General features: G+C 49.2%; 13 protein-coding genes and 1 pseudogene. 4 read left to right on the forward strand and 10 right to left on the reverse strand.

The annotated features are described in order from the left end of the window. Positions 1–190 precede the first annotated feature (190 nt). Positions 191–799, reverse strand: a complete 609-nt coding sequence (locus tag C510_RS0102620; RefSeq protein ID WP_022339744.1) for an OmpH/Skp family outer membrane protein — start codon at positions 797–799, stop codon at positions 191–193. A gap of 25 nt (positions 800–824) precedes the next feature. Next, complete coding sequence (locus C510_RS0102625) at positions 825–1,058, reverse strand: hypothetical protein (protein WP_018709787.1); 234 nt, start codon at positions 1,056–1,058, stop codon at positions 825–827. A 147-nt stretch (positions 1,059–1,205) separates the two neighbouring features. Here C510_RS0102625 and C510_RS0102630 point away from each other — a divergent pair, with 147 nt between their 5' ends. Next, entirely contained in the window at positions 1,206–2,663 is a 1,458-nt protein-coding gene (locus C510_RS0102630; RefSeq protein WP_018709788.1) for an aminoacyl-histidine dipeptidase, read from the forward strand. Next, positions 2,660–3,685 carry an endonuclease/exonuclease/phosphatase family protein gene (locus C510_RS0102635; RefSeq protein WP_018709789.1) on the forward strand — a complete coding sequence of 342 codons (1,026 nt, stop codon included), beginning with the start codon at positions 2,660–2,662 and terminating at the stop codon, positions 3,683–3,685. Before C510_RS0102630 ends, C510_RS0102635 begins: the two co-directional genes overlap by 4 nt. A 238-nt stretch (positions 3,686–3,923) precedes the next feature. Here C510_RS0102635 and C510_RS0102640 read toward each other — a convergent pair whose 3' ends face one another. The 4 genes from C510_RS0102640 to C510_RS0102655 form a co-directional block, all read right to left on the reverse strand. Then, a complete protein-coding gene (locus tag C510_RS0102640; RefSeq protein WP_018709790.1) occupies positions 3,924–8,981 on the reverse strand; it encodes a DUF4132 domain-containing protein in 5,058 nt (1,685 codons plus the stop codon). Positions 8,982–9,023: 42 nt separating this feature from the next. After that, positions 9,024–9,446: a hypothetical protein gene (locus C510_RS0102645; protein WP_018709791.1), complete on the reverse strand. Its 423-nt coding sequence runs from the start codon at positions 9,444–9,446 to the stop codon at positions 9,024–9,026. Between the two features lie 149 nt (positions 9,447–9,595). Further along, entirely contained in the window at positions 9,596–10,201 is a 606-nt protein-coding gene (locus tag C510_RS0102650; RefSeq protein WP_018709792.1) for a YqiA/YcfP family alpha/beta fold hydrolase, read from the reverse strand. Positions 10,202–10,238: 37 nt separating this feature from the next. Continuing rightward, entirely contained in the window at positions 10,239–10,538 is a 300-nt protein-coding gene (locus C510_RS0102655) for a hypothetical protein (RefSeq protein ID WP_018709793.1), read from the reverse strand. A 96-nt stretch (positions 10,539–10,634) separates the two neighbouring features. Here C510_RS0102655 and C510_RS17890 point away from each other — a divergent pair, with 96 nt between their 5' ends. Together C510_RS17890 and C510_RS17895 are read left to right on the forward strand one after the other, a co-directional pair. After that, positions 10,635–10,799, forward strand: a complete 165-nt coding sequence (locus tag C510_RS17890) for a hypothetical protein (RefSeq protein ID WP_018709794.1) — start codon at positions 10,635–10,637, stop codon at positions 10,797–10,799. A gap of 38 nt (positions 10,800–10,837) precedes the next feature. Then, positions 10,838–10,927: pseudogene (locus C510_RS17895) on the forward strand (TrmH family RNA methyltransferase); the annotation flags it as partial. A gap of 63 nt (positions 10,928–10,990) precedes the next feature. Here the strand turns inward: C510_RS17895 and C510_RS0102665 are convergent. The 4 genes from C510_RS0102665 to C510_RS0102685 form a co-directional block, all read right to left on the reverse strand. Next, positions 10,991–13,510, reverse strand: coding sequence for a DEAD/DEAH box helicase (locus C510_RS0102665; RefSeq protein WP_018709795.1), 2,520 nt, complete (start codon positions 13,508–13,510; stop codon positions 10,991–10,993). A 383-nt stretch (positions 13,511–13,893) separates the two neighbouring features. After that, positions 13,894–15,252, reverse strand: a complete 1,359-nt coding sequence (locus C510_RS0102675) for a dipeptidase (RefSeq protein WP_018709797.1) — start codon at positions 15,250–15,252, stop codon at positions 13,894–13,896. A gap of 32 nt (positions 15,253–15,284) precedes the next feature. Further along, a complete protein-coding gene (gene aroC / locus C510_RS0102680) occupies positions 15,285–16,364 on the reverse strand; it encodes a chorismate synthase (RefSeq protein ID WP_018709798.1) in 1,080 nt (359 codons plus the stop codon). Between the two features lie 46 nt (positions 16,365–16,410). Continuing rightward, positions 16,411–17,313: a TPM domain-containing protein gene (locus C510_RS0102685; RefSeq protein WP_018709799.1), complete on the reverse strand. Its 903-nt coding sequence runs from the start codon at positions 17,311–17,313 to the stop codon at positions 16,411–16,413. Positions 17,314–17,318: the final 5 nt, after the last annotated feature.

Below are 17,318 nucleotides of genomic sequence, written 5' to 3' on the forward strand. Positions count from 1 at the left end.
AAGGAGATAGGTCCTTTGTCCGGGGAACGTATGTTTTGTGCAGGGAGGATGTGCTTTGTCCGGGTTGGCTTGGCTGAATCTGTGAGTAGCAGGAATTTGGCTTGTGCCCGTTTGGTAAATGTATGTAGCATAAAAAAAGACTGCTTCACGTTACAGAAAGCAGTCTTTTCAAGGATGTTATAAAAACAAATTATTTCTTGGCTGAACTTGGGTTGTAGCGTGCATTCAAGCCTTCTACAATTTCCTGAGTGATGTTATAAGCCGTATCAGCATACAGCAGGTTATCGAAACCGGTATTGCTGATGATGAGGCTATAGCCTTTTGTCTTGTTGTAGATTTTCAGGAAAGAGTTGATAGAGTCACGCAGCTGCAGGCTGTTCTTCTGGTTCTCAGTCTGCAAGTCGGCAGCCAGTTTTTCCTGCAACTGCTGCAGGTCACGCTGTTTCTGTGACAGACGCAGGTTTTCCTGTTCAGCACGTTCGCGGGTAGCAAAACCGTTGTTTTCCAGTTTACGCTGGAATTCTCTCATTTCTCTATCCAGTTCCTTGGCTTTTTCATTCAGTGTAGTACGGATGTTCTCTTCTTTCTGAATCATCAGTTCGTTCAGGTCGTTCCAGAAACGGTATTTTGTCAGCAGGGAATCGATTTCTACGTATGCAATTTTCATGTTGGTAGAACCGCCGACTGCTGTCGGAGTGGCTGTTTGAGAAGGGGTACTCTGGTTGTTGCTGCACTGAGCGAACAGCAGAATCATAGCCAGTGCCAAAAATCCATTCAGGATATACTTCATTTTTTTCATAATAGTTTGAATATCATATTTATAGTTAATTATTTTCCTCTTCTGTCAGACTCCTGCGTTCCGGTATGGCGTGTGGATTGGCCACTTGTGCTTCACGGTCCTGTGACTGTACACAACCGATACCCCGCTGGCGCATCGCTTTGCTTCCGCTTACATGGGTATTCGGGAAGCGTCCGTTTTTCTTGAACAGAATCTTTACAGATAATAGTGCTATGCAGATAGCAACTATTAACACTGTTATAAGGAGAGTCTTAAGCATTTCTTATTATTTTTGTGGTGCAAAGATATAGTTTTTGTTCCTATTCCGCTTTATTTTGAACCGAAAAAAGTGTTTATAAGGAAGTAAGCGAATGTATTTAACGAATTTTTGCAGGTAAAAATCAATCACTAAGAACAACGAACAATTATGGAAAAGAACGATTTGAAACCGGCTTCGGTTTTTCATTTTTTCGAAGAAGTGTGTCAAGTTCCTCGTCCGTCGAAGAAGGAGGAGAAAATCAGAGCCTTTCTCATTGGGTTCGCTCAGGAACGTGGTTTGGAGTATAAGACCGACGAGGCAGGGAACCTGCTGATCATGAAACCGGCAACTCCGGGGAAAGAAAATTTGAAGAAGGTCGTATTGCAGTCGCACATGGATATGGTGTGTGAAAAGAACAAGACAACCGAACATAATTTCGATACAGACCCGATCCGCACCTATGTAGACGGGGAGTGGCTGAAAGCTCAGGGGACAACATTGGGGGCCGACAACGGTATCGGTATCGCTACCGAACTGGCCGTACTCGACGCGAAGGATATCGCACATGGTCCGATAGAATGTCTGTTTACCGTAGACGAAGAAACCGGATTGACCGGTGCCTTCGCTTTGAAGGATGGTTTCATGAGCGGGGATATTCTGATCAACCTTGATTCGGAAGATGAAGGTGAACTCTTCATCGGATGTGCCGGTGGAGCTGGTACTACGGCCCAGTTCCCCTGTCCGATGGAAGCGGCTCCGGCTGGGTACTTCTTCTTCCGGGTAGCCGTGAAAGGATTGACTGGCGGGCATTCAGGTGATGATATCAATAAGGGACGTGCCAATGCCAACAAGGTGTTGAACCGTTATCTGGTACAGTTGATGAACCGCTATGACCTGCGTCTGTGCGAGATAGATGGAGGGAATCTGCATAATGCCATTCCGCGTGAAGCGCATGCCGTATGTGCCGTACCGATGGAATACAAAGAAGCTGTACGGGTAGACTTGAATGTCTTCCTGGCCGAAGTGGAGAATGAATATGCGGTTACTGAACCGAAACTGACGATGGAACTGGAATCGGAAACTCCTTGTGCGGAAGTGATGGAGAAGGAAGCCATGAAACGTTTCCTTTTGTCCATTTATGCAGTCCACAACGGGGTTTATGCCATGAGTCAGGATATGCCGGGACTGGTGGAGACATCGTCCAATCTGGCATCTATCAAGATGCGCGACGGGAAGATTATCGTAGGAACCAGTCAGCGCAGTTCCATCCTTTCTTCACGCAAGGATATGTCGCAGATGATCCGTGCCGCTTTCGAACTGGGTGGAGCGGAAACTACTACCGGCGACGGTTATCCGGGTTGGAAGCCGAATCCGTCGTCTGAAATATTGGGTGTAGCGGTAGAAAGTTACAAGCGCCTGTTCGGTGTAGAACCGAAAATCAAGGCTATCCATGCCGGATTGGAATGTGGTCTGTTCCTGGAGAAATACCCGTCGTTGGATATGGTCTCTTTCGGACCGACTTTGCGTGGGGTTCATTCTCCCGACGAACGGATGTTGATTCCTACCGTCGATAAGTTCTGGCGTCATTTGTTGGATGTATTGGCTTATATTCCGGTAAAGGCATGAAAGGTATAAAGTATAGATTCTGGGCGTTTCTTCTGGCTGCCGGTTGCTCGTTGGCTCCGGCTGTTGCTCAACAGAAATTCCGCGTGATGGAATACAATGTCGAAAATCTGTTCGACTGTGAGCATGATTCGCTGAAAAACGATTACGAGTTTTTGCCGGATAATCCCAAAGGATGGAGCCTGCCTCGTTTCTACGACAAGTTGAATAAGATAGGCAAGGTGATTCTGGCTGCCGGTGAGGACCAGGTACCCGACTTGGTCGGCTTGTGTGAAGTGGAGAACGAACACTGTGTCCAGCAGCTGGTGTCCAATTCGCCGTTGCGCGAAGCGGGTTACCAATATGCGATGACCGAATCGCCGGATGAGCGGGGAATCGATGTCGTCTTGCTGTATCAGCCGGAAACGTTCCGTCACCTCGGTACACAGACGGTCCGCATTCCTTCCGAAAAAATAGACAGAAAACCAACCCGTGATATCCTGCATGTGAGTGGTAAGGTGGTTTCCGGTGATACATTGGATGTTTTTGTCTGCCACATGCCTTCGCGTTCGGGAGGTGAAGCGAAGAGTGAGCCTTATCGCCTGTTTACAGCGGAGTATCTGCGGAAAACGGCCGATTCAGTCATGGCTGTCCGTCGTCGTCCGCATGTCATTATTATGGGCGATTTCAATGATTATCCGACCAACCGTTCCATAGCCGAGGTGCTGGGAGCTGTCAAGCCGGGTAAGAAGGTTCAGAAGGATAAGCTGTATAACCTGATGGATGGCCGTACGGACGGTACTTACCGTTATCGGGGAGAATGGGGGATACTCGACCAGATGATTGTAAACGGTTTTATGCTGAAGGGCAGCAAGAAGATCCGTGCCCGTTATGACAAGGTGGATATCCTGAAATTCCCGTTCCTGATGGAGGAAGACGACCGTTACGGAGGAGATACTCCTTTTCGTACGTATTGGGGCAAACGTTACCACGGCGGGTATAGTGATCACTTGCCGGTGCTGATGGAACTTGAAATCAAAGAATAGCCTGTTAAAGTGTCATTTCAGACTTCTTTTTGTGTCGTTCTAGACTAGTATACTGTCGACTTTGTGGATGCTTTTGGGATTCCCGTTTGAGAGGGAAATGACAATTCTTTTACTTTGGATGTGTAAATGTTACATTTTAGATGTGTGTATTGAAATGTTAGGACGGATGAATGAAAACAGATTTGTTTTTTATTCATCCGTCTAGATTTTTTATTGACTTAAAAATTATTTTTCAAATCTATTTGATTTGTTGTAGGATACTCGGGTCTTTTATCTTGTCATCCTGTGCAAAGAAGAGTACTTTGGTCAGTATCTCCGCTGTCTTGGGGTCTTCGTCCACAAAGGGCAGGAACAGGCGGCCACGGCTTTGTGAATGTACCGGCAAGACGGCAATCTGCGCACCACCTTCCTGATGGATTACACCACTACCCAAATGAATGTTGTAGTTGCCTAATTTGCCTGTGATGTGGGCAAAGTTACCCTTTACTGTTACGTTATTCAGGCGGAACAGCGGCAAAGTGAACTGTAGCAGAGCTGTGCGCATTTCGATAGTGGAGTGGCTGGTTTCGGGGTCAACACCTCCTGCATGAGCTATGCTGACAGCTAGGTCCACGTCGCGCATTACTTCCGAAAAGATGATGGGCGGTACTTCGTCAACTTTCATGGCTCGGTAGTCCTTGCGGCTATAGAAGCAGACATACTCCAGCGTGGGTGCTTCAATATCGGCTGGCGAGAACCAGTCGGCCATAGCATAGATGGTGGCAATAACATTTTCTTTGTAATAGACTTTTTGCAGGCCATCCTCATAGTCTGCCACCCAGCGGCGTTTCTTCAGTATGGCCACGGTCTTCTGCGGCTGAATTTGGTTGCCGGCATAACGCAGGGATTGAGTCGTTTCTCGTTCCTCTTCGGTGGGCACGTATAGTTCTCGGAACACTTGCTTGAAAGGTTGGCGGATAGCTTTGTCAAACAGGACTTTCTGGAAGGCATGCCATTGTCCGCTGTTGTACAAGTCTACAGGGTGGGCAATGCGCAGCAAGTCGTTGCTGGCTAAAGGTGATGAAAGGCTTTCGGCACCGAACAATGTGCTGTCGGCATAAAAGCCTATACGGGTGTTGTTGCTGTCCGTAAACACTAGTTTTTTGAGTAGGGGCCAGATGACAGGATTCTGCATTAAACGGTGCAGTTCTTGTTCTTCAAAGGTGGTACCGTCTTCCATGGCTTGTTCCAGCATGAAGCGTGAGCGGGTGTACTGGTCTTTCAGTTGTTTGTGCACCTCTTTCAGTTCTTCTACATACGGGTGTTTCTTCAGCTTGGCAGGAATGCTGTTTAGGTCTTTGCCTGCTTTACGTTGGTGTATTTCGGACTTGCCTTCGCCATTGATTTCCACCCACAACTCAACGCCTTCCACGTCGTGTGGCGTGAGGTAGGGCAGCAGACCTTTGATGAGTTCGGTTTCCATGTTCCAGGTCAGGCGGGTCACATCGCCGTAACCTGAGTTGCTTGCTAGGTTTTGTAGGGCAATGTTCACAGCCGCTTTCTCGCTGGTTTGGCGTTGAGCACCGAATTCTTTGCTTTCTTTCAGAAACTGTTGCAGGTAACAGTAACGTTCCAGCAGGTCCTTGTCCTTGTTTCGTCCCAAAGGGATTAGGCTATATGCCATCAGCAGGTCTTTGTTACGTTTGGCTATGATTTCTTTTTTTGTGTCGGCTACCTTGAACTTGCCGTTTGTTGCATCGGCAAATTTTCTCGCCCGGGTGTGTCCGTTACTAGACGAAATATACTTCGCGGCATCATACACCACTTCAAAGCGGGTTTTCCCTATGGTCTTGTAGGCTTCCTTGAACCAGTTGATGTCGAAAGCGCCTTCATGTAATTGTTCCGGATCAATGGGGGTATAGCGTGCGATGATGGCTTTCTCGCGGTCGTCGTAACTCTCGCTGGTATGGGCGCGGAAGTACCAGGCTGTGCTGGTCAGCCCTTTCCAGCCAATCGCTTTTTCTACCAGTTCCAACCATTGCGAGGCAAACATGGCGGCGGTCACCAGACGCTCGTCCTTGAGTCCGGCTTCTTTGGCCAGTTTCTTCAGCAGGGCAGGGGTGTCTTGGCGTAGCGGATGGCAGTTTTTCAGCAGGTAACTGAGTGTATCACGTTTGCTGCTGTCGTTGCGGTTCCAGCCATAGCCGTCGCGCACGAAAGCGTCTTTGCCAAAGGCTTGCAGGATGCGTATCAATACCTTTACTCCGTAAATGCGTCGCAGGCTGTTGGCTAGATCGGTTACTTCGGTGGCACTGTCGCCGCGATGCAGTTCGATTTCCAGAATGCGGTCTACGATACGTTGTGCCACGGGCTTGAAGGCGGAGAAGTCGAAACCTTCTAGGTCGGTGAACTCGTCGCGTTCTCGGGGATTACGGTAGCCGTTATACATCACCATTGTGATGCCTTCGATGCGGGCGTGCGAAGTGAGTCTTCCCATCATCTCGCGGTACACTTCGCCTTCGGGTATGAGTCCCAGCATCCAGGCACGGACAAAGTCCATGCTGCGTATGCATGGCTCGGCGCTTTCCAAAGGTGGTGTGTGTTCCATGTAGTTGGCCAGTTGGTAGAGGCGGTAACGAGTGAGGAAATATCGGGTGAAGAGAGTATCGTTAATGGGTTTACGGGGGGTGTCTAGCCAAAACTGTAGGTAATCGTCCTCGTGAATGGAGATATAGACAGTACCGTCTCCGTATCGCTGTTCCCCTATTAGCCAAGTGTTTTTCTTCTGTTGGCTGCAGACGATATTTTCCGGTGTAAGGTGGGGTAACAAGCGTTCCAATAGGGTAGCGGAAATGTGCTGGTACAGGGTATCGTCCCTATATTCGCTTTCCAGTGCCTCAACGATAGAGTTTATCTGTGCGGAGTAGGTCATATTCTTGATGCTACGTTGTAGACCACGGTAGGGAATGCCTTCGTACATGAGGTCGAAGAGGGGATAGAAACTGTTGGATTTGTCTTTCTCTTCTTTGTTGTTGTCTTCGGGAACACCCCGACTTTTCAGCATGAAACACATCATGAGCAGGTGGCTGTAGTTGCATATCTCCTGTTCGTAGAAGGCTGTCCACAGTTCGGGCAGTCCTAGTCGGTTAAGAGGGGAGCCGTCGTTGCGCCAGCCTTTTCTGACATTGTTACCTACCAGGCATACATTACCGTAGTCATCCTTGAATTCGTCGTCTTTGTGCAGGCTGATGTGGTCGTTCAGTTTCTCAAACACTTTCAGTGCTTCGCCTGAAGTGATAAAGGAGAACACCTGTCCGATGTTGACATTCGTGTCGGGTGGGATGGCGGGAAGTTCGAACGTAAGTGCAGGATTGTACAGTCCGAAGCCGTTGGTCTTGCTATACCGCTGCTCGGTATTGTCTTTGTCTGTAAGGGCGTCTATCATGATCTGTTCTTTGCCAGAAGGACGGACTATCTGCTGCACTAGTGGCAGCGTTTCGGCATACAAAGCTGCATAGCGTGGCTCGCGCTGTAATTTTTGCATGATGTCTAGTCCTGCCAGGCGGCGTTCAGCCACTTTGTCGGTGAGTAGGTGTTGCAAGCTAACCGACAGTGAGTCGTCTGTCTGCTTCATCAACACTTTGATGATTCCTACACGCACTTCACTGTACTTTAGGCGGAGCATTTCTTCCAGTGTACGGGTCTGTTCGGGCGTGAGAACCATTTTCTCCAATGTGTTGAGAGCAGCATTTCGTGTATCAATGGAGCGGTCGGCGAGCGATTGCAGTACAAATGCTTCCTGTCGTGGCGTGGACGGATGACCGATGACGCGAGTCAGGAAACTGTCGCGCGAGTAGCTGTCCAGCATACTTGGCACAAGGTCACAGAGGTCGTCCAGCAGGGCAGTGTCGTTCAGCATCCAGGCAATGAGTATCATTTTGTCTACTACATGCGATCGGGTCAGGATGCAGTAATCCCATGGGAAGATGAATGGCTCAAAACGTTTTTCTGTAGGCATGGACTGGCTGAGGGCTTTCAGCCACTTGTATTGTTGCCGGGCTTCTTCAGGACTGGCAAAGTGGTCTTCCCAACGGGGAACGTCCTGTTGGTAGTAATATCGGTTGTAGCTCAGTTTACTAAGATAAGAGGAAAGCAGGGCGGCCATGACAGATAGGTCGTCGTGCCAGTGTTCTAAGCCAAGGTTGCAGAGCCGTTGTGTTAGTAGGGGCGACTGGATGTTCCCAAGGTAGTAGAAAAGCGTTTGTGCCTGGTGGCGTTGTCCGTGGGTTATGATGTTGGACACTAGTGTTTCTATTTCATCAGTGTTGTAGAAGCCATTGCACCACAAGCCCATGTACAGTTCCACGCTATCTATGCTTTGCAGGGCTTTGCGAGCTAGGGCGCGGTCGTTCAGGAAGGTGTACATTTGCAGGACTATTTTGTCAAACACCCTGTTCTGTGTATTCATTTCGCCCATGCCTGTCCACACGGCGATGGCACGCTTTACGGAGGCAAAGCGCAGTAGGTTGTTGTTTATGATAATGGAAAGCATGTACAGATGGTTCTTGGCCGTACCTTCGTCAACGGTCTCCAGAATGGCCTGCCGCAATCCTTCTTGGAGTCGGGCGGCAAGGAGAAGTTTGCCTTCCAGTTCCAGAAGCTCGCAGTTGCCGCTTCGGGCAATGGCACCCAAGTGACAGCGTTGCAAGCGGTGGCTGTTGTCTTCGCAGGTCAGGGCCTTGCGGATGGCGTTTATCACTGACTCCGTACCGGCTGCTACATGGGCGGCCATCCATTCGGTACGGTCCATCTGCCAGTTATCCTTGAAAGCTTCCTGTAGTAGGGGGGTGCTTCCTCCTTCTGCAATTTCTTGGGTGGTGAGCCCTAGGGCGGCGAAACGCAGGAAGCGGGTCAGTACGTCGTCTATGTGGTCGAGGTGTAGGAAGACATTGGCTGAGCGCTGTGAGCGGCGATAGTATCCGCAGGTATAAGTACACTGTGCCTCCTGTTTCAAGTACTCGTTAAACAGCCGGGCGTTGACACTGCCAAGAAGGTAAGTTATCAACTTGTTGAGACGGGGACTTTCCATCATCTTCGCTGTGTCGGTGATTCCGTCTTCCTGAAGGATACGGCAGAAGGCAGGCCTCAGTTTGCCGTCCCGTACCTCCAGGCCGCCCGTGCCGCAGTGGTAGTCCATGAAGTCGGCACAAAGCTGTGCTGTTTCTTTGTCAAGGTTTTTTCCCATGTAGTCACAAATGCTTTGCAGGTAGCTGTTTGCCAGCTTGTTGAGCTCTTTTTGGGAGAATAGTGTTTTCATGGTTTTGTATGCAGTTTTTGATGATGTATAAAAATATGTTACTTACCACAGCCTGCCCGAAAGCATGGTTAAACGGACAAACGTCAGCCTGTCTCCTTCTTTTAGTGCGAGGGGACTGTCGGAAGCTCCGGCTTCTTCATCATTGATAAAAAGGCGGAAAATGCCGTCCTCGTACGATTGCAGAGCGTTTTTTACGGCTGCTTCTGCAGAGGCTTTTTTCCCGTTGTAGTTTACTCCAAAGCCCACCTTACCAGATTCGGCTCGGTTGTCTAAATCCTCTCGTGTGAGGTATTTCAACAATTCGTTCTCATCAGGACGTGCGTTGTACTCTTCTACTTGTCGGCGGACAATAGCGGTAATGAGACTTTGTACATTGTGGGGAATTTCACCTGTCAGCTCCACAGGCATGGGCTCAATAGTACATTTACGCTTACTCAGTTGCTTGAGTTGAATAGATAGTTTCATAGTAGATTTAATAAATGTTTGAGGGTAAAATTAAGAAAAAGGTGATAAGAGTTATGCTGTCCCATGAATTTTTTTAATGGCAGTATGTTGTATCTTCGATATTGCTACAAATAATGTCCTTGCCGGAAAATGGATTGTTTATAGGGGAATCATACAACAGTTATAAATTGTTCCATAAGTTTTTCAATCAACGGAACATAATACTCCTGTACCTCTTTTGGCGTGGGGGTGTGAGCGCCGGGAAAATGAAATACCTGGGAATAATGCTCCCGGAACAGCGGTTCATAATGGGCCAGGTGGTCGTTTTCGCCAAACAGTCCCCAGATCCGGTTTTGATTGGCGGGTGAACAGGCATCCCACTGATGAAGCTGGAGTCCGGTAAATTCGTCTATCAAGGCCGGGGTGATAGTGAATTGCTGATTGCCGTCTGCCCGTAGCGATTTATACGTGTGGGTGCCGATACGTTCGGACAGGAAACGTGTCATTTCAAAATGTGGATTTCCAAGGAGGGCAGGTAGTCCGCAAGCCGAAGCTGCCATCTGTGCCAGAAAGGAACCGTTGCTGTTTCCTACCAGTACATCCGGCCGTTCCTGTTCGCAGATTCGGTGGATGAATGCGAGGGCTTCTTGAGGATGTAGCGGCAGGTCGGGAGTCAGTACCTCGGCTTTACCTTCGAAACTTTGTTTCAAGGTGCAGGCCGGAATACATGCGCCTGAAGCGAAGAATCCGTGCAGGAAAAGGATTTTCTTTGTCATACGGTGAGGTTTAGGATGAAGAATAAGTCCATTGGTTTCAGCAACCGCTTCCATCCAGATTGCAGGTCGCTCCCTCACTGATGGGGCGTGACTGTAGTCCGGCTTCTTCGGGTGTCAATGTAACGGTACCGTCTTCCAATACGAAACAAGGAATACCGGCTGCTCCGCATCGCTTGGCTTCGTCGAATACCGGGTTATTGTCCCTGAGTTTCAGAAAGGCCTTGAGGTTCTTTACATGCAGGCCGATGTCGATGATTTCATAATTGTCGTTTCCTTTTACCTGCTCTTCTACATACGTGCAGTCGGGGCACGTTTCCATTCCGTATATCTTGATCATGATAAAGAGTTTTGATTGCTTTATCAGCGAAGGTAGGAAAAAATCGTTGTATGGACGAGTTTTCTTTCTTAACTTTGGCAGAAAAAGAAGACTTTCATGCCTATCATCGAAATAACATCTTTGGAATACCCCGGAGTGGAAATGTTCGGAACCTTGACAGATGCCCAGTTGCGTAACCGGATAAATGCTGAAAAAGGAATCTTGTGTTATGGCAGATTTGTAATCTGCCATGTATCTCCGTATATCTGCATACTTCCGTAGCTTATCATACCGCAGATTACAAATCTGCGGTAACGTAGGTCCGTATTCCGATGCACTACGGTGTCGATTCCTTGAATGTGGCAGCCGCTTCGGCGGTGGCGTTTTGGGAATTGCGATACAGAAAATAAAAAATCCCGGCTTTCCTTCATATTGTTTGGGAAAGACCGGGATGTGCAGTTTTGATACTGAAGTTAACTGAATAGTTTTCCGATTGCGTTCAGTAGATTAGTCACACTTTCCTTGTCCGGAACCGGAATGCGCAGCGTAGTCTGTCCGGTTTCTTTGTCTTCTTCAATCAGACTGTCTACCAGTTCACGGGTAGCCTTGGGCGATTGAAGTGTTTTGGCCAGTCCGCTGAGGAAAGAGACTCCTTGCTGGATGAGCTGTGCCGGAGCGGGCTTTTCCGATGAAACACAGGTGTCGGATATTCCTCCCATTTCTTCCAGGATTCCTTCATGTAGTTCTTCTTCTGTCTGGGGTTTTTCTTCCAGGGTGGCCTTTCTTTCTGACTCACTTTCTGTTTTTTCTTCTTCCGCTTCATTGGGAGAGTCGGTGGGTGCGGAGGTCTTTGGTTTTATCTCTTCCTGGTCGCCCGTCAAGATGACAGTTCCATCCTCTTTGTTCTTTTCTTTCGGCGTTGCGAACGACGAGGCGATGTTTTCCATAATCTTGTCGAGCTTGCTGCCTTCCAAGAAGATGCTGTCTTCACCGTTATCCAGAATACCTTCGAAAAGCGAAGTCTTGAAATTGAGGGTAGAAAGTATGCGTTCTTCCAATGACGACGGGGCAACTAGGTTGATGATCTGTATGTTCCGTTGCTGTCCGATGCGGTAGATGCGGGCGATGCGTTGTTCCAGAATGGCCGGGTTCCACGGCAGGTCGATGTTGATGAGGATGGAGGCCACCTGCAGGTTCAGTCCGGTACTTCCGGCATCAGTAGAAATGAATACACGGCTTTCAGGCAGCTCGGTGAAATTCTCCATCAGGACTTTCCGTTTTTCGGAAGGGACACCTCCGTGGAGGTATTCATATCGGATGCCCAGCTTATCCAGTTCGGCAGCGATGAGGCGGGTCATACGTTCCCATTGGCTGAAGATTACAACTTTTTCATCACTGCTTTCGAACACATTGTTCAGGATGTTCATCACTTCGTCTACCTTGGTATCGTAGCGGCTTTTCTGGTCCAGAATATAGGTACTGTCGCACACCATGCGCATCTGGCTCAGAAGCAGTAAAAGGCGTTTCTGGTCTTTCTCGCTCAGAAAGCGTTGGCGGTTCCATTTCATGACCAGTTGGGCAACGATACTTTGGCATTCGTCGTGCATGGCTTGTTGCTGTTCCGTCATGGGGACAAACAATATCTTGTCCATCCGTTCGGGGAGTTGCAATGCTACGTCCTTTTTACGGCGTCGGAGCAGAATATCATGCAGTTGCTCGCCTACGGCATTTAGACCCTTGTAACCGATTGTCTTGCCGGTATCCGATTTGATGATGGTCTGGTCTACGAACTGGTAATAAGGTCCTAAGGCATACTGGTCTACGAACTGGACAACCGAATACAGTTCCTCCAGTTTGTTTTCCAGGGGAGTACCTGAAAGTACGACGGCATACGCAGATTCGATGTGTCGGGCAGCTTTGGCTATCTGGGTGTTCCAGTTCTTGAGCCGTTGTACTTCGTCCATGATGAGCAAATCGGTGGTGAGTGAACGCATGACCTGGATATCCTTGCAGGCACTGTTGTAGGAAACAATCTTGTAGAATTCCTCCGCCTTGTACAGTTCTTTCCGTTTCAGGTGGTTGCCTTCTATCACGATGGCATCCGCATCGGTGAACTTTTCGATTTCCTTTTTCCATTGATATTTCAAGGAGGTAGGGCAGAGTATCAGTGCGGAAGAAACCAGTCCCTGTTTCCGCATCAGTTCGGCGGTTCCGATGGCTTGGATAGTCTTACCGAGACCCATTTCATCGGCTATAATGGATTTGCCTGCCCGGTAAGCGAAACGGATTCCTTCTTTCTGATAGGGGAATAGACGGGTCTTGAGCAGAGAATCGAAGATGGCATCGGTATTTTCTTCTTCCAGGAACTTTTCCCGGTTACGTTTGTCCCGTTTTTCGGCGATGAAGTCCCAGGCATCGTTGTACCATCGGAAACTGTTGTTCAGTTGGAAGGCCTTATGAAGAAATTCCGAAATCGTATCGAGGCTTTCCGGACGCATATCTCCTTCCGGAGTGAAGTAGGGTTGTGCCAGTTGACGGAACTCCTCGGCATTGTCTGTACCGATACGTAGGCAGACTTTCCGTTCCTTCCGGTAGGAGAGGTAGACCGATGTATAGGATGGTTGTTCCCGATGGATTCTTTTCCGTTTTTCGACTATCCATAGTTTTACGGCTTCCAGGTGTTTACAGGTTCCTAGCTGGCTGGTCTTGAAATCCATGCACGAGCAATAGTTCCATGGGCTTTCGTGGCCTCGGAACACCACTCGGTATTCATTGTGTGAAACCGGATTGGCTACCCGGTAATAACCGGGATATTCTTTCGCGTTCATTTCGCTGATGGCGAAATTCTCTTTCTGGGCGGCTTGCTGCCGCAAAGCAATCTGCCATTGTTCCAGTGTCAGGTTATCCGGTTTATAGTGGTAAGAAACTTTGGGTGGAGCCTTCTTGGTCTTTTTCGATTTTTGTTTCGGCTTAGATTTTGATGTCTTTTCCATAGTGCTTGACTTTAGTCCGGTAAAGTAAACGATAATTTTTTGTTTTTCAAAAAACTGTTTGTTTTTATCATTCAGATTTCAGTAATCAATGATGAAAAAGGATAGAGATATTCTTAAAGACTTTTAGGAGAATGAATACGTTTTACATTCTTTGCCTTCGAAACATAGGTTTTTAGGATGCGGAACGTATATTCTGCGAATGGAAGATATACGTTTTTCGCCTGAAGAATGTAGAAAACATCTCGATGGAAATTACAATTGCAGAAGTTTGTAAGGCTAAAAAAAACGGATGTCTGTTCCGTTTGAAACAAACACCCGTTCCGGATAAGATGGAAACGCTTCAAGAAGCATCTTCCTGAAATGTTACGGTTTTATATGACCGGTCATTTGCTGAATTCTTTGTGGAACTCTACCACCGCCTCGATACCTTTCCGGAAAATATCCAACCGGAAGTTTTCGTTCGGTGAATGGATGGCATCGCTCTCCAAGCCGAATCCCATCAGCACGGTCTTAATGCCCAGAATCTGTTCGAAATCGCTGATGATGGGGATGCTTCCTCCGCGGCGTACAGCCAGCGGTTTCTTACCGAAGGCCTTCTCGAAACCTTTCTCGGCTGCCTGATAGGCCGGCAAGGTAATGGGGCATACGTACCCTTCGCCTCCGTGCATCGGCGTAACTTTTACTTGCACGTATTCCGGAGCGATGGCACGGATGTAATCGATGAACAGCTGGGATATCTTTTCGTGCTGTTGGTGGGGAACCAGACGGCACGAAACCTTGGCGTAGGCTTTCGACGGGAGAACGGTTTTCGAACCCTCTCCGGTGTAACCGCCCCAGATGCCGCAGACATCAAACGATGGACGGCAGCTGTTACGTTCCAGGGTAGAGTAGCCTTTTTCTCCTTTCAGAGCTTTCACACCGATGGCATCCATGTATTGCTGTTCGTCGAAAGGAATGTGCGCTATCATGTCGCGTTCGGCAGCAGGAACTTCTTCTACGTCATCATAGAAATGCGGGATGGTGATGCGTCCGTCGGTATCGATCACCTGTGCCAGCAGGCTACACAAGGTATTGATGGGATTGGCTACCGCTCCGCCGAAATGGCCGGAATGAAGGTCGCGGTTCGGACCCGTCACTTCGATTTCCCAGTAGGCCAGTCCTCTCAGACCGGTGGTGAGGGAAGGCAGGTCGGCACCCAGCATGCTGGTGTCTGAAACCAGGATGACATCGGCCTTCAGCAGCTCCTTGTGCTCTTTCAGAAAAGCGTTCAGACTGGGCGAACCGATTTCTTCTTCTCCTTCGAAAATGAACTTCACGTTGTGTTTCAACAGGCCCTCACGTACCAGGTACTCGAAGGCTTTGGCCTGAATCATGGCTTGCCCCTTGTCGTCGTCGGCACCCCGGGCCCAAATACGGCCGTCACGGATTTCCGGTTCGAACGGTTGGCTTTTCCAAAGCTCCAGGGGTTCGGCCGGCATGACATCGTAATGAGCATAAACCAGTACAGTGGGGGCTTGCGGGTCTACTTGTTTCTCGGCATAAACCAACGGATTTCCCTGCGAAGGCATAATATAGGCTTCGTCGGCTCCGGCTTCCAGCAGCAGCTGACGCCAGCGTTCGGCGCAGGCCAGCATGTCTTCCTTGTGTTGTGGAAGGGCACTGATACTGGGAATCCGGATGAGGCTGAACAGTTCTTCCAGGAACCGGCCTTCATTTTCCTGTATGTATTGTCTGATTTCCATAATCTTGGGCTTGAATGGTTAAGGTTGCGTTTTTATAGGTGGCTGGCTTTGTCCAGCAGGTAATAGTCAAGAATCGTCATGGCAGCCATGGCTTCTACGATGGGGACTGCACGGGGTAATACACAAGGGTCGTGACGGCCTTTGGCTTTCAGTACCGTATCGTTTCCGTGGATGTCGACGGTAGGCTGTTCCATCAGAATGGTAGCTACCGGTTTGAAGGCCACCTTGAAATAGATGTCCTGGCCGTTGCTGATTCCACCCTGAATACCACCAGAACGGTTGGTACGGGTCTGGATGGTTCCGTTGTCGTTGTAGAAAATATCATTCTGCTGGCTTCCTTTCAGATTCATGCTACCAAAGCCTTGTCCGTATTCGAATCCTTTCACGGCATTGATGCTCAGCATGGCATTACCCAGGGCAGCATGCAGTTTCCCGAATACCGGTTGTCCCAGTCCGACAGGACAGCCTTTGATGACGCAGGAGATGACACCTCCGATGGTATCGCCTTCGCCTTTGATGTTGAAGATGTACTCTTCCATGACTTTGGCAAGTTCCATATCCGGACAACGGACCGGATTCTTTTCGATGTTGCCCAAATCGTATTGGGTGTAGTCTTTATCCAGCTGATAGATACCTACCTGCGAAGTAAAGGCAGTCACGCTGATACCGAGTTGTTTCAAGGCCAGTTTGGCCAGGGCGCCACCCACTACGCGGGCGATGGTCTCACGGGCAGAGGAGCGGCCGCCTCCCCGATGGTCGCGGAGTCCGTATTTCTGCGTATAGGTGTAATCGGCGTGTGAAGGACGGTAGATATCCTTCATGTTGTCGTAATCTGACGAATGCTGGTTGGTGTTCCACACCACGAAGCCGATGGGGCAACCGGTGGAAACACCTTCGTAGATGCCGGAAAGAAATTCTACGGCATCGGCTTCCTTGCGGGACGTGGTGATGGACGACTGTCCCGGCCGACGCCGGTTCAGTTCCTGTTGGATAAAGTCTTCGTCGATGTTGATTCCGGCCGGAAAACCGTCGATGACACCACCGATGGCTTTCCCGTGCGATTCACCGAAGCTGGTCAGACGGAAAATGTTTCCGAATGTATTGTTGTACATAAAGTCTGTTGCTGTTTTGAGATTAAACAATAAGTGATAGGGTGCGTCAGAATTTGCTTCCGGCACCTCCGCCTCCGAAGCTGCCTCCGCCGAAACTACCCCCGCTGAAGCCACCGCCTCCACCGCCGAAACCTCCGCCTCCCATGAAGATACCTCCACCTCCACGGTCGTTGAAGTCGTTTTCATGTACTTTGCGGATGCGTCTGCGGGTATGTCCGCAGTTGGTACAGCAGTCTACAATTTCTTCTGTGCGGATGCCGCCTATCCGGGATACGACACGGGTAGACAGTGTCTTCAACGTGTGTTTGTGGCACTTCGGACATTTGATGAGTCTTCTGTGACGAATCCATAGAAGGAGAGGCACACCGATGAAGCAACCTCCCAAAATCAGGAGGACAACTCCGAGGTTTTCTTCTTCGGAGTCACTGCCTTCGTTCTGCATGGAACCGTCCAGTTGTCGGCGCACGGCTTCTACACCGGCTACCATCCCTTCATTCCAGTTGTTTTCACGGAAATACGGATTCATATACCGTTCCTGGATGCGTTTGCAGATGGCGTCGGGCAGACTTCCTTCCAGTCCGTAGCCGGTGGCGAACTGGATGCACCGTTCGCCGGTGACCAACAGAATCACCAGTCCGTTGTCACGACCTTTCTGGCCGACCCCGTTTTCCTGTCCCAACTGGAAGGCGAAGTCGAAACAGTCGCCTCCTTCAATCTGTTCCACAGCGACCACCAATGTCTGGATGCCGGTCTGTCTTTCGAGGGCAAAGAGGGTAGTATCCATGACAGCTACCGCTTCGGGCGACAAGATACCGTCCGGATTGCTGACATACCTTCTGGCATCCTGCAGATGGACCAGCGGAATGTCTTTTACCTGGTATTCCTTTGCCTGCAAGGAAACGGTCAGCAGACAGCCCAGCAGCAGGCAAAGGGATAAGATTCGTTTCATGGAGC

The organism is Phocaeicola barnesiae DSM 18169 = JCM 13652 (assembly GCF_000374585.1).
Lineage (GTDB): Bacteria > Bacteroidota > Bacteroidia > Bacteroidales > Bacteroidaceae > Phocaeicola > Phocaeicola barnesiae.